11 protein-coding genes are annotated in these 13,173 nt (G+C 60.5%); 9 read left to right on the top strand and 2 right to left on the bottom strand.

The window, feature by feature from the left end; all coding sequences use genetic code 11:
• Window positions 1-378: 378 nt before the first annotated feature.
• Entirely contained in the window at window positions 379-528 is a 150-nt protein-coding gene (locus tag DWV11_RS20015; RefSeq protein ID WP_168404539.1) for a hypothetical protein, read from the bottom strand.
• Between the two features lie 117 nt (window positions 529-645).
• Here DWV11_RS20015 and DWV11_RS03365 point away from each other — a divergent pair, with 117 nt between their 5' ends.
• From DWV11_RS03365 to DWV11_RS03355, 3 genes are all read left to right on the top strand, one after another.
• Window positions 646-1,155 carry an SRPBCC family protein gene (locus tag DWV11_RS03365; RefSeq protein ID WP_115787479.1) on the top strand — a complete coding sequence of 170 codons (510 nt, stop codon included), beginning with the start codon at window positions 646-648 and terminating at the stop codon, window positions 1,153-1,155.
• A 123-nt stretch (window positions 1,156-1,278) separates the two neighbouring features.
• Window positions 1,279-2,172: an oxygenase MpaB family protein gene (locus DWV11_RS03360; RefSeq protein WP_245953413.1), complete on the top strand. Its 894-nt coding sequence runs from the start codon at window positions 1,279-1,281 to the stop codon at window positions 2,170-2,172.
• Window positions 2,159-2,644: a hypothetical protein gene (locus tag DWV11_RS03355; protein WP_115787478.1), complete on the top strand. Its 486-nt coding sequence runs from the start codon at window positions 2,159-2,161 to the stop codon at window positions 2,642-2,644. The genes DWV11_RS03360 and DWV11_RS03355 overlap by 14 nt, the downstream gene beginning before the upstream one ends.
• Here DWV11_RS03355 and DWV11_RS19895 read toward each other — a convergent pair.
• Window positions 2,641-3,618 carry a hypothetical protein gene (locus DWV11_RS19895; RefSeq protein WP_136017871.1) on the bottom strand — a complete coding sequence of 326 codons (978 nt, stop codon included), beginning with the start codon at window positions 3,616-3,618 and terminating at the stop codon, window positions 2,641-2,643. The genes DWV11_RS03355 and DWV11_RS19895 overlap by 4 nt on opposite strands.
• Window positions 3,619-3,979: 361 nt before the next feature.
• Here DWV11_RS19895 and DWV11_RS03345 point away from each other — a divergent pair, with 361 nt between their 5' ends.
• The 6 genes from DWV11_RS03345 to mobF all read left to right on the top strand — a co-directional run bounded on the left by DWV11_RS03345 (window position 3,980) and on the right by mobF (window position 13,173).
• Entirely contained in the window at window positions 3,980-5,008 is a 1,029-nt protein-coding gene (locus DWV11_RS03345) for a DUF4192 domain-containing protein (RefSeq protein WP_115787476.1), read from the top strand.
• A 266-nt stretch (window positions 5,009-5,274) separates the two neighbouring features.
• Complete coding sequence (locus DWV11_RS19890) at window positions 5,275-6,363, top strand: ABC-three component system protein (protein WP_136017870.1); 1,089 nt, start codon at window positions 5,275-5,277, stop codon at window positions 6,361-6,363.
• A complete protein-coding gene (locus DWV11_RS20620; protein ID WP_425452039.1) occupies window positions 6,356-6,862 on the top strand; it encodes a three component ABC system middle component in 507 nt (168 codons plus the stop codon). The genes DWV11_RS19890 and DWV11_RS20620 overlap by 8 nt, the downstream gene beginning before the upstream one ends.
• 289 nt (window positions 6,863-7,151) lie before the next feature.
• Complete coding sequence (locus tag DWV11_RS03335) at window positions 7,152-8,810, top strand: DUF3732 domain-containing protein (protein ID WP_168404537.1); 1,659 nt, start codon at window positions 7,152-7,154, stop codon at window positions 8,808-8,810.
• Between the two features lie 296 nt (window positions 8,811-9,106).
• Complete coding sequence (locus DWV11_RS19885; protein ID WP_136017868.1) at window positions 9,107-9,616, top strand: hypothetical protein; 510 nt, start codon at window positions 9,107-9,109, stop codon at window positions 9,614-9,616.
• Window positions 9,613-13,173, top strand: a complete 3,561-nt coding sequence (mobF, locus tag DWV11_RS03330) for a MobF family relaxase (RefSeq protein ID WP_115787473.1) — start codon at window positions 9,613-9,615, stop codon at window positions 13,171-13,173. The genes DWV11_RS19885 and mobF overlap by 4 nt, the downstream gene beginning before the upstream one ends.

Raw genomic sequence — 13,173 nt, 5'->3', positions numbered from 1 at the left:
GGACTCGGCCAAGAATTGGGAGTTGCCCCTGCAGTGCTGCCCCGTAGTCGCACGGCCCCGGCTGTTTGCGGATGGGCTGCCCTTCGGGCTCTTCTGTTGCCCGTGAACCCGGAGTATCGATTGAGGCAACCGTGTTGGGTGAAGTTTCGTCGACTAGTTCTTTTCTGATTCGGCCTTGGCCTCGTACGAAGAGCCGGTAGCAGACGATGAGGACAAGGACCAAAATCGCGCCAACGACGAGCGCCGGGTGTGTGGCAGGAGCTACTCCGATGAGGATGATTACCAGGCCGATCACATCCATCGCACCGTAGTTGGCGATGGGCCAGAGCGGTACCGGGAACTCGTTCGGCTGGAGGCCGTCGTCCTTGATCTCCCACTTCATCCGTGCGTGCCGATGAGGGTCATGCGCCATTTCGTGACTACGGCGAAAGTTGCCAATGCCGCGATGAGGAAGAAGATCTGTTCCTGGAACCAGACGTTCATGAGCACGCCGACGAGCAGTGAGCTGATCATCGCGATCACGGTCATAGAGGAACGCCTTCGACACTTGAAGAAACGTCCGTGGAGCTTTCTTCGAGGCGTTCACCATCACAAAGCAGGACAGCCCCGGCGTCGTCGAACGCACAATGGTGCCAAAATGTCCCCATGACCCCGCGCCTCTTCGACCTCAGCTCCACCTGGCACCTCCCTGCCACGGCAGATCAGGTATGGGCGATCATCGCGGACGTAGACATGAGCTGGCCACGATGGTGGCCGCACTGCACCTTCGCCGGCCCGCTTGTTCGCAGCGAGACCGAGAGCAATTCGCAAGAGGATATCCTGAAGGCGACCACCGCCTATCTCAACTTCAAGGCGGCGCTCGGCTACACCCTCACCATTAGCATCCATCCCACCAAGGTCCTCACGCCGAGCGAGATCGAGTTCGACGCCGGAGGCCACCTGAAGGGCATTGGAAAAGTCACCCTCAGCCCAGAACCCGACGGCGGTACGCGTATGGACATCGAGTGGCGAGTCCGCCCGACACAACGCTGGATGAACATACTCACTCCGCTCGCAGCGCCCGCCTTCACCGCCGCCCACTCCCTCATGATGCGCCAGGGAGAAAAAGGCCTCATCAAAGCCCTTGAGGACGAAACCCAAGCAAGCCCAAAGTAGACCCGTCTACACATTCACTAGCAACCTGAACTAGACGGTCCTACCATGGAAATGGTCAGTTGATCCGGGGGCTGACGCCCCACGTCGATCGCCGACTTCCGGACACGGCGGATTGGGGGCACCTTGAATATCAACGCCGGCCTCGCCACGAGCCTCAAGCACCAAGAAGAGGCAGATCCGAACAACTGGGAAACCACCTTCCGCCAAATGGCCCTCTTCGACCTCGCCGCGGACATGGAGCTCGGATTTTTCCTCTCGTACTACCGCAACTTCGCCATCCCGGGCATCGCTGCGACGCTCCACAAAAACGACGAAATCCAACAGCGCCCCATGAAGCGCTCGTACGACACCGCCATCGTCATCTACGAGCTCATCTCCTGCGGACTGGACAGCCAGCGCGGCAAGGAAATGATCGCCCTCCTCAACCGCGTGCACCGCAACGTCCCCGGCAGCAAGGACGACTTTCTCTACGTCCTCCTCACCCTCCTGGTCGTTCCGACTCGCTGGATCCAACACCACGCCTGGCGGCAGGCAACAGAAGCAGAGCTAGCGGCCGCCTCGAGATTCTTCACCGAGCTCGGCGCACGGATGAACATCACCAACGTGCCGACAACCTACCCAGAAGCCGAGGATTTCTTCGACCGCTACGAGGCCGAGCACGTCGCGCCGTCAGCTGAAGGCCAGCACCTCATGGACGCAACTGTCCAGGTCTTCCAAAGCCGACTACCGCTTCCGCTCCGCCCTCTGGCGAAACAAATCATCAGCACCATGCTCGACGACGGCCAGCTCACCCATGCGCTCGGCCTCCCACGCGCAACCCGCGTCTCCCGCCCCGCTCTCAAAACCGGGCTCGCGCTCCGGAACGCAATCACCCGCCGTCGGCCTCTGAAACAACAGCCTCACTTCACGCCCGGTGCCGCGGGCACGAGCCTGTACCAGAATGGGTACACGCTGGACCAGATCGGCCCGGTCAATGTTCCGCGCTCCCCTGCTCCCACGGGCAATGAACTACCGTGAAGCCCGCAAAATAGCCCGGAGGGCGGAGCGCGGCTTTGGCCTCCCCGATGACGCCACGCTCAGATTCATTCACGCCAAACTAGAGGAACAGCGCGGCAGGACCATCACGGTCGCGGAAGTTCCCGGACTCGCTGGAACTGAATTATGCGGACTCTGGCTGATCTGCGCGGACCGGGACGTCGTGATCCATGCACCGGCCAAATCCAGCTGGCACCGCCAGCAGATCATCCTCCACGAATTCAGCCATATGATCCTTGGCCACGATCTCAACACCAAAGGCAGCGAGCGGTTCAGCAACCTCCTTCCCGACCTTAATGAGCAGCAGGTTCTCCGCACGCTTGCGCGCAGCAGCTACGCCGACGACGCTGAACTCGCAGCAGAAGCTCTCGCAGACCAGCTCGCCACGCGCATCATCAACAGCGACGTCGGGGCCGAGCCCGAGCCTCTTGCCTTCCGCAAAGTGTTCGGCTAATGGAATTCATCCCAGCCGTCATCCTCTGGGTCCTGTCCGTCGTTCGCCTTCCGGCTGCCTTCGATTCCCACCGCGGCAGCGTCTTCCGCGCAACGATCCTTGCGGCAGTCGCGTGCACGCTCTACATCCCGGTGGTCTACTACAGTGTTGACCCGCTCCTCGGCGGCCGAAACCGCGTTGGCCTGGTCACGCTCCTGTCCTTGCTGCTCGGGTTTTGGCAGTTCCGGACGGCAATCCTTCTGGCGGCAGTCCCTGACGTTCACGTACGACGGCGGCAGCTCGCCTTTGGGCGATGGGTCGCCGGCTTCGCGTGCTCGGCAGTAACCGTTGCATTCCTCACCAGCCGCGTTGAGGTTACCGATCCAAACTTGCCGCTCACCTACGGCGATCAGCTTGGGATGGCGGTCTTCCTCTGGACCGGCTCGGCTTTCATCATGTGGATTTGCGTCGACATCGCCCGAGTCTGCCGTCGGAACCTTCCACAGATGCACGCACAGGTATTCCGGTCCGCGTTTGCCCTCATCGCCGGCGGCTGCTTCCTGTTCGCTCTGATGCTTCTCGATCGGGTCCTCTACGGAGCTATCGTCAGGATTCAAGGCTCCGAAAATGCGACGACGGATATTCTCAACGTCTTCTACTGGTTCGGTGAACCGGTAGCCGTTCTTCTGGTCAGCCTCGGCCTGCTGCTGCCCCGCCTGACGGAGCAGCTCAAACATCGTGCCTTCGGAATCCGTATACGGCGCCTCCTCCTTGAAGTCCGCCCGATCTGGAACCGGGTCGCCGCAAACCAACGCAGCATGGTGCTCGAAAAGCACCGTGCCAGCCCGCTCATCGTCCTCAGCCGCCATGCCGAAACACAGCTGCACCGACGCATAGTAGAGATACGCGACTGCGAGATGGCCCGCCAGGCACCAAACCTTCACCTCACTCCCCGCGAACGTTCCGTTGTCGAACGCGCTGAACTTGCCCTTCAAAAGCGCACCGGCGCGGGAGCAGCGTCGTAGCTGCCGGCAGAACCATCAGCTTTTCAGCAGCGTCATGCCGCGCTGCCTTGGCGAATCCATGAATGACCAGAAGCATCTTCGCTCTTTGTCATTCTGATCCCGATCATCGCTGGGCGGGTCCTCCGCGCAACCAGGGCGCGCTGCGCCGTTCGATCTCCAAAGTTTCGGTCGGCGCTCCTGCGTCGCTTATTTCCTCGCGAAACTTTGGATCTCTCGCGGTTCCCCAAGTTGCACTCCGGCCCCTCGCACCCAGCGGTGATTCCTCTATCAGAATGACGCCGAAATCTGACTGGCACGCCCGGTGCCGGCCAGGCGCTGAAGGAGAAGAATCATGGAAACGCTCACCATCAAGACTCCCGCGGACGTCCTTAGTTTCATCGGCCATACCCTTGGGTTTTGGCCCATCGAAAGCCTGGTCTGCATCACGCTCAGGGACAACCGCGTGGGGGCGACACTCCGCGTCGACTTGCCAAAGCCAGGAGCCGAACTCAGCTATGCACGGACTGTCGCCGGATATCTGGCACACGACGCCGACGCCGGCAGTGTGCTCTTCGCCGTGTACACATCCGCGCCGCAAGTGCCGGGCCGCGCAAGGCCACACGCAGCGACCATCGCGGCGCTCACCGGGGCGTTGGCGGAGCACGGAATGACCATCCGTGACGGTCTCCTGGTCGGCGACGACACCGTCTCCGAGTACGACGGCGACCCGGCCCACTGCTTGTCGCTCCCCTTAAGTGCCACTCAGTCGAGCCAGATCAACGCCGAGTTCGTGTATCGCGGCAGCACTATCGAGGCCACAGACCGCGTCGTCCTGCCGCCGTCCACCAAGGAGTCCAGGAACGCGGACGCCGTCGACCGCCGAGTGCAAGCGATTCAGAACCTGAACATCTTGGATGCCCTCAAGCAAGCCAGGGACCTCTGGAATGGCATGTTGGAGTCGAATTCGTATCCGGACGATGAGCAGACGGTCAGCTTGATCGCTGAGCTGCAGTGCCCTGCGATCCGGGACCACCTTATGGCCGAGATTCCCGGAATCGACGAACCGCTGGACAGGATCCTTCTCGCCCAAACTCGAGGAAAGCCGCAATGGTCCCGCGTCGAGTGGGCACAGCAACTCCTCGTCCATGCCTACACCCTCAGCAGCACCAGGCATTCGGCGCCGATCCTCACGGCGATCGCCTTCATCAACTGGTGGGAAGGCCACGGCAGCAAGGCCCATCAGTTCCTCCAGCTCGCGCTCGAAGCAGACCCCGGCTATCACCTGGCCAAGCTCAGCGACCAAATGATCGGTTCGGGCATGGTCGCCGGCTGGAATATGGATAAGGCGACGGCGTATCGAGGGCGAGGGCTTGAAGCATAGGCCCCGGCACAAAGAAAAAGTCCAGAGAAGATGAAACGCTTAGTCACGACGTAGGAACCCGCGGCAATGAGCTAAAGTCGCAGCCAGGGGCAAATACTTGCCTCTCTGGTTGACGCCTGAGGGAACGACCAAACTTTAGTGAGACTTCCGGAGGTTCGTTGATGACTTCCCATGATGCGTCCTCTAGCGCTATCGGGTACCTCTATCAAACGGATTGGGCCCTTTTGGAACTCCTGAGAGGCGCTAGAGACCGTCCAGATCAAGCAATGACCATCGAGCTCTTTGACGATGTTGCCTGGGAGAAAGACGGCCAGGTACAAGAGCTGCTTCAGCTGAAACATCATCAGCAGTCGGCGGGAAATCTCTCAGACATGAGTGTTGATTTGTGGAAGACCCTCAAAGTATGGCTAGATACCCCTGCGTTCGCGGACGCAGGTGGACCACTACTCACGTTGCTAACTACGAGCGAATGTGGAACTGGTACAGCAGCCGCTAACCTCGGACCTGGTAGCGCCAGAGATCCAGGGCGCGCTTTGGAGCTCCTCGATGACGCTGCGCGCAATTCCACATCCACAACCACCGAGGCAGCCCGCTCGGCGTGGCTCAAGACTCCCTCTTCTGTACGAGTCTCCATGATCGAAAGAATCCGTATTTTGGGTGGGGAAGTTCGCATCGAGGACGTTGAAGCCCACGTCAGAAACGAAATCAGCTGGGCCCTACCCATAGGGCAGGAACAGACTTTTCTCAGTCTATTTTGGCAATGGTGGCGAAAAGTTGCGCTAGATCTGCTGCAAAAGAGACGCGAACGCGTCGACGTCTTGGAAGCACAGCAGCAAGTCCAGGCCATTCGGGACATGTTTGTGCCGGACAACCTGCCGACTTTGGTTGAACTGAGCCAAATCAATGAGGAAACGCTCGTACAGAGCCACGAAGCACATATTTTTGTACATCAACTTCGCTGGGTGAACGTCAGTACACCGCATCTTCGAAAGGCGATCGGAGACTATTACCGAGCCGTGACTCAAACGACCGAGTGGATTGATCGATCCCTCATTGGACTAAACGAGTTGAGCACCTTCGAGGATAACCTCGCGGACGAGTGGGAGCGAGCATACACAGACATGATGGAGGACCTAGATGAAGACGCCGACGAAGCATGCAGGAAATATGTCGGTCGTGAACTCTGGCGCAAACTTCGAGACTCGACCGCCGTATCCGTCCGCAACCGGTACACGGATGCCTTCTTCGCACGGGGAAAGCGACACGAGCTGGCCGATAGGTACGTGATCGGTTGGCATCCCGATTTTGAAGATCGCGTCCAGGCCCTTATCACGGAGAGACTGACGCATGGTTAGTGACTACCACAAACTACGCGAGTGGGATTCTAGGTCCCCCGCTGTGGCGGCAATGCTCAATCCCGCGCTACTCGCCACCATATTTGCCGCCTCCGCCGAAGAATACGGCCGGCGAGCCGACAAAAACATGCCCTGGGAGCTGGTTTTCATCATCGCGCCTCTCGTATTGCATCGCGACACTCGCGCAGTCCTACCTCGAACAACCGCTTCACACCTGCCTAATTGGATCGCAAGTAATCCAACCATCCATGCCGGCTTTCCGGAGCGTGCAAAAGCCATGGTTCCCCATGTCAGAGAAGGACTTCGATTCGCGATTAGAACAGGCGTCATTCAGGTCGATCAATCCGGCTTCCTACGCGGGTCACTGTCCAGGACAACGCGCCCCGGGAACACGGGTGATGTGAGGGAAGTTATTCGGGCGGCAGCGTTTCTGGGCAGGTGGCTGACCAAAATTGAGAGGTCGTCTACGGTGTTTGGCTATTTCGGCGTGACACCATAAGACTGTGCAGCTACTAAACATCACCCTCTACCACCACGACGGCCGTGAGCGATCTGTAAGGTTCAACCCTGGGGCTCTGAACATCGTGACCGGCGAATCGCGCACGGGCAAGAGCGCTCTCTTGACCATTGTCGATTACTGTTTGGGGCGTGATGGCGCAAGAGTTCCTGCGGGCCCGATTTCAGAAACGGTTGCATGGTTTGGCACGCTTTGGCAGCTAGCTCCCGGATCACGAGCATTCCTTGCACGCCCTGCAATGAGAGCGTCCGCCTCGTCGAATTCTCGAGCCATGCTTGAGTTTGGCGGGGACGACCTCGATGGTTTTCAACTTCGTGATCTCGAGGTCAACACAGACTCCGACGCCCTTCGCTCTCAAGTGGGTCTTCGAATTGGGCTTCCCGAAGTTCGCTTCGAACCATCCCTGTATTCATCGCGCCCGGCTTATTCCATCGGTCTTGGCAGTGCTGCCCTCTTCTGCTTTCAGGGACAAGATGAAATAGCCAACAAGAGCCTGCTTTTCCATCGACAGGCTGAGCGGGGAATTGATCAAACTTTGAAGGACTCCGTGCCCTTTTTTCTGGGGGCGGTGCAAGAAGACCAAGCCACTAAGCGAGCCCAGCTACGCGATGCCCGCCGCGACCTGCGTCGAGCCGAGCTGACATTGGCCGACGCAGAGTCAAATGCGCAAACAACGGATATCACGCTTCAGGCACTCCTCACGGAAGCTCACACCGCGGGAATGACCGACAGGCCAACTTCTCCAGACATACGGACCGCAGTCGCTGTTCTCAGCAGCATTCGGTTCTCAAGTCCAAAAGAATTGGACCGCGCCTCTGACCTGCAGGCCCAGGATGCGCGCCGGGAAATTGAAGGGCAAAGAACTGAGCTGCGCCGTCAGTTGAAACAGCTCCTGGCAGAGCGTGAACTCCTTCTTGACTTCCGAGACGGGGAAGGCAGCTATCAGCAATCCGTAGCGTTGCAAACGGGACGAATGACCAGTTTGGATCTCTTGCGAAACAGGGAAGAGATCCATGGTTCTGACGATCAAGCAGGATACTGCCCGGTGTGCAACCAGGAACTTAGCATTCCTGATCCCGCGTCGAACCAATTGGAGGATCGCCTACGGGAGCTAAGACAAGAACTCGTGGCCCTCGCTGCTGCCGAACCGAACCGTAGGGCTGCCCTCACCCGTTTGGAGGACGCCATTTCCGAGTCCCGCGCGCAGCTCCAAGCCGTCGATAGGGCGCTAGAGACGATAAGTCTTAGAGCTAATGATGCTATGGCAGTTAGCGACGCTGAGAACCGAGAATTTATTCGTGGTCGCATTGATGCCATCCTAGGTCGGCATTCATACACTGACGACAACCACCTCGGACTTCTTAAGAGCCAGGCCGAAGGAGCAACGGCGCGTGTGATCGCTCTTGAACAAGAGCTGGATGACGATGAGGCCCGGGAGGAGCTTACTTCGAAGTTGGTCGCCTTGAGCCGGGACATGACAGCGTTTGCGAAGCGGCTCGAGCTTGAACATGCCGAGAACGGAGTCCGGCTCGATCTGGCAAAGCTGACGGTGGTCGTAGATACTGAAACCGGCCGAATACCCCTTCACGGCATCGGTAGCGCAGCTAATTCAATTGGCTACCACCTCGTTACTCATCTGGCTCTCCACAGGTTCTTTACACGACAACACAGGCCAGTGCCACGGTTTCTCATGCTCGACCAGCCGACACAGGCCTACTACGAGTCGGAAGAAGAGAAGCAGTCAGGTCGGCCTTCCGATCGGACTGCTGTTTTGGGCATGTTCCGACTGATGAAGGACGTCGTCGATGAGCTCTCTCCCAATTTTCAGATCATAGTGAGCGACCATGCTGACCTTTCCGAAGAGTGGTTTGCCAATTCCGTTGTACACAATTGGCGGCGAGACAAGCTCATCCCTGCAAGTTGGCTTTGACGAGGAGACGTCTCGTGCCGGAGCGTCGCTGCAAGTAATGCCTTGGGCTGCAACGCAGGCTGACCACGTTCCAGGGCTGATTTTCGCTGTCAGGTGTCCTCTCCTCGCCGTAAGTCTCCAAGCGCTCATCCTGCGCTGCCCGAAGGTGCAGCCCCTACGATGCCACGGTGACAGTGCCGCCGATCAGGTTAGGGCGATCGTCAATCCTCACACACCTCTGGCATCCAAGGCCGTCGCCGTGAGTGTCGGCTCACGGCCAGTCATGCCGTCGGTCGAGTCCAAGTTGATGAACGGACGTGAGCGGGAAGATTTGCCAGGAATGTCGCAAGGCTTTCAAGCCATCGCGCAAGTCGCAGCGCTTCTGTTCTGTTCGTTGCGGCAACAGGCAGCGGGATCGCCAACGGCGGCACCGGGCTTCGAGCCCTGGTACAGCGATCCCCAAAGCAGCCGCGGCCGAGGCACCGGCTCTGAAGACACACGACAGCACCGTTGCCCGCTTTGCTGCCGTTCAGGTGGAGAGCCGCAAACTGGATTCACTCCAAACGAAGCTTCGCACTCAATCCGAAAACCTCGACCACCTCGAGGCCGAGATCTCGGAGCAACGAGCAACCATCAGTGACCTTCGTGGTGAACTCGTCCGCCTCCGCGTCAACCAGGAAACCGACGCCCACGACCTGATCCATCTCGCCGGCAGGCTCCTGGCGCTCGGCCAGACAACCGGCGTCGAACTCGACAACGCGACCAAAGATCTGTTCCGCCGTCGCGGTTGGACCACCGCCGCCCGCCAGACAGAGGCAAGACGATGACCATGTCCATCGCCCGGCTCTCCGCACAGTCGGGCCTCAAGTACTTGTTCAAGACCACCATGATGGATGACCTCACTGTCACTCCAGCGGACGCCACCACGTACTACATGAAGGCCGGCACACCGCAGGGTCGCTGGCTCGGCTCCGGCCTGCCAGGTATCAACCGCGCCACCGGAGACGCAGTCACCGAATCAGATGCCCAATCCATCTTCGACCACGCGGTCCATCCGGATACCGGTACTCCTCTGGGTCGGCCGCACGGCCAACCCACGCTCGTCCAAAACAGCCAGGGCCAGGCAGAAACACGCCACGCCGTCGTCGGCTTCGACCTGACTTTCAGCGTCCCCAAATCAGTCTCTGTCCTTTGGGCCCTCAGCCCCAGAAGCATTCAGACCCAAATCCTCCAGACCCACCACGAGGCCGTCAACGCAACCCTGCATTGGCTAGAAGGGAACGTCATCCACACGCGGGCAGGCCGCAACGGCGTGGCCCACCTCGGCACCCGCGGCGCCATCGCCGCCGCCTTCGACCATTGGGAGTCGCGCGCCGGGGACCCGCAACTCCATACGCACATGGTCATCGCCAACCGTGTCCAACGCATCACCGACGGCGCTTGGGTCACCCTGGACTCGCGCACGCTCTACAAGGCCGCGGTCGCCGCCAGCGAGCACTACAACGGCCTGCTCTTCGACGCCCTCCAGCGCAACATCGGCACGGACACAGACACCCGTGCACCAGCCGCGAACACACACAACCCCAGCCAACAACTCACCGGCGTCGACGACGCCCTGATCCGCGAATTCTCCAACCGTTCCCGCCTCATCGATTTGGAAACCGACCGCCTCGTCGCCGAATGGACCACAACCCACGGCACTCCCCCAACGGCAACCACCACGCTCAAGCTCCGGCAGCAGGCCACCCTCTCCACGCGCACCCCCAAAGCGGATGCGGTCACCCCTCTGCACGAGTTCTCCGCCCAGTGGCGGACCCGCGCAGCAGCCAAGGGCTTCGAACCAAGCCTCGTGCTCGCCAACACCATCCGGCGTTCGCACTCCGCCCCATTCCGTACCGGAGACTTCACCGCAGACTGGGTCGAGGCCGTCGGCTCACTGACCCGCGAGCGCGTTGCCGCCAAACGCGCCACCTGGAACCGGTGGAACCTCCTCGCCGAAGCCGAACGCGTCTGCGCCGACATCCGCTGCAACACCCCGCAGGACCGCGCCACCATGATCGACGCCGTGGCCACCGCCGCCGAAAGCCAGTCCGTCGCCCTCAACGACTACCGCTACACCGTCCCCGCCGGCGTACAGCCCGACCTCGCCTTCGCGGACCGCAGCGTCTTTGACTTCCACGGCGCCCGCCTCTACACGGACGCGGCGACCCTCGCCAATGAGGACATCGTCATGGCAGCAAGGAATGACGACGGCGGCCCTGCAGTGAGCGCGGCCGTCGCCATGGAGTCACTCGCCACTTACAAGCACCGGGGTCGCCTTGAGTTGCACAGCGACCAACGCGCCGCGGCCGCCGAAGTTCTGCTGAGCGGCAACCGGCTCGACGCCGTCGTCGGCCCCGCCGGAACGGGCAAGACCACCACACTCGGGGCGGTCAAGGCAGCCTGGGAAGCAGAATTCGGGGCGGGAACTGTAGTCGGCCTGGCGCCGGCAGCCGCGAGCGCCGAGGTTTTGGGCCGCGAGCTTGCCATGTCAACCGAGAATGTCGCCAAGTGGCTGTACGAGTCAGTTGGCCAGGGTGCCGGCAACCGGGCCGCACGGTTCTTCGACACGGAGCGGCGTCTCGGCGAGCGTGTGGCAGATACGGACTCTCGCTCAACAAGACTTGCCCAGGAAGCCACTCGCCTAGCCGCCGAACAGAACAAGTGGCGGTTCCACGCGAACCAGATGGTCGTCGTCGACGAAGCCTCCATGGTCTCCACGCTCCATTTGTCTGCCCTCGTGCGGCAGGCACAGGAAGCGGGCGCCAAGATCCTCTTTGTGGGAGATCCGGCGCAGCTGGACGCAATCGACGCCGGCGGCATCCTCGGCTGGCTGGATCGGCAAGGCAAGACCGTGCGGTTGAGCACCATCTGGCGATTCGAGCACGCATGGGAACAGGCAGCGTCCCTGAAGCTCCGGGCGGGTAATTTCGAGGCAATCGCCGACTACGAAGGCCATCACCGGATAGAGCACGGCTCCTATCTGGATATGGTGGACCGTGCCTATTCCAGCTGGCAGGCCGACATCAGCGCAGGCAAGTCGTCCATCCTGATCGCGGCCGACAACGAGACCGTCGGCATGCTCAACGAACGCGCCCAGGCTGACCGTGCAATCCAAGGCGAAGTGAATGCGGAACAGACCGTGCCGCTCAGCGACGGGTTGAACGCCGGCGCCGGAGACACAGTAATCACGCGCCGCAATGACCGCCACATCAAGGACAGCATCGGTGACTTCATCCGTAACGGAACACTGCTCGACGTCGTCCGTGTCGGAAGGCGCGACGGCTCGCTGACCGCGGTTCGCCGGGATACCGGCGCGACGGTCACGCTGCATCGCGACTATGTTGGCTCCGCGGTTGAGCTGGGTTATGCGACGACGGCGCACCGTTCCCAGGGCATCACTGTGGACACCGGGCACACCGTCGTGACTCGAGGCCGGCTTACCCGCGAGTTGCTGTACGTGAGCATGACCCGGGGACGAGCAGCCAACCGTGCCTACGTCAGCGAGAACGACCCATTGGACGATGAACCGTTGGATCCCGCTTTGCGTGCGTCTTGGCGACAGATCCTGGGCGAGGTCCTTGCCGCTGAAGGTGCCGAGCGGACCGCCCACGAAGCCCGCGAAACAGAGCAGTTCAAGGCGGACAGTTTGGAACGGCTCTCTGCCGAGTATGACTACCTCGCACAAATCGCAGCGTCCCAAGACTTGGCACAGTTCCTCGATACCCACGCACCCGAACGTGCCTTCGAGCTTCAGCAATCACCCTCATGGGGCGCAGTCGTCGCAGCTTGGCGCCGCGCCGTTGTCGTCAGCCGTCCGAGCGCGCAACGGCTCGTACTCGGCGCGCTGGAAACGAAAGCTGGCGCACGCGATCTGGCAGCGATCGCCCATTCACGGCTCCGGCAGTTCCTGTCTGGGATGCCGTCCACCGAAGTCGATCCCTTGACTGAGCAAATACCGACTTCTCGCCCCGACCTCGCCGAGATGGTCACCCAAGTGCGGGTACGAATGCAGCGCAGGAGGGAGAACATGACCCGAGCAGCGACATTGCAGGACACCCCATGGAAGCGAAATCTTCTTGAGGCAATGGGTCCCAATGTTGTTCCCACAGAGGCGATGGACATCATCCGCCGCGTTGCCATCTACAGGGACAGATGGGGTATCAATGATTCAACCCTTCCGTTTGGACCAGTCCCTGCCGCTTATGAATGGGACCAGCAGGAACAACGGACCGTTGTCGAACGCCTCATTCAGCGGATAAGTCTCACAGCCGCCACCCCATCGCAGGCATTGGAGCTCCATATCTCGGAAGCCCGCCTTATCAATGTCGGCTGGCAACTCTAA

It is taken from the genome of Arthrobacter silvisoli (assembly GCF_003369445.1).
Lineage (GTDB): Bacteria > Actinomycetota > Actinomycetes > Actinomycetales > Micrococcaceae > Arthrobacter > Arthrobacter silvisoli.
This window is presented reverse-complemented; position numbering and strand designations above follow the sequence as displayed.

Coding starts and splice junctions, on each gene's coding strand:
- DWV11_RS20015 (WP_168404539.1), bottom strand. CDS start 528: ATGACCGTGATCGCGATGATCAGCTCACTGCTCGTCGGCGTGCTCATG.
- DWV11_RS03365 (WP_115787479.1), top strand. CDS start 646: ATGACCCCGCGCCTCTTCGACCTCAGCTCCACCTGGCACCTCCCTGCC.
- DWV11_RS03355 (WP_115787478.1), top strand. CDS start 2,159: ATGAACTACCGTGAAGCCCGCAAAATAGCCCGGAGGGCGGAGCGCGGC.
- DWV11_RS03345 (WP_115787476.1), top strand. CDS start 3,980: ATGGAAACGCTCACCATCAAGACTCCCGCGGACGTCCTTAGTTTCATC.
- DWV11_RS19890 (WP_136017870.1), top strand. CDS start 5,275: ATGACCATCGAGCTCTTTGACGATGTTGCCTGGGAGAAAGACGGCCAG.
- DWV11_RS20620 (WP_425452039.1), top strand. CDS start 6,356: ATGGTTAGTGACTACCACAAACTACGCGAGTGGGATTCTAGGTCCCCC.
- DWV11_RS03335 (WP_168404537.1), top strand. CDS start 7,152: ATGCTTGAGTTTGGCGGGGACGACCTCGATGGTTTTCAACTTCGTGAT.
- mobF (WP_115787473.1), top strand. CDS start 9,613: ATGACCATGTCCATCGCCCGGCTCTCCGCACAGTCGGGCCTCAAGTAC.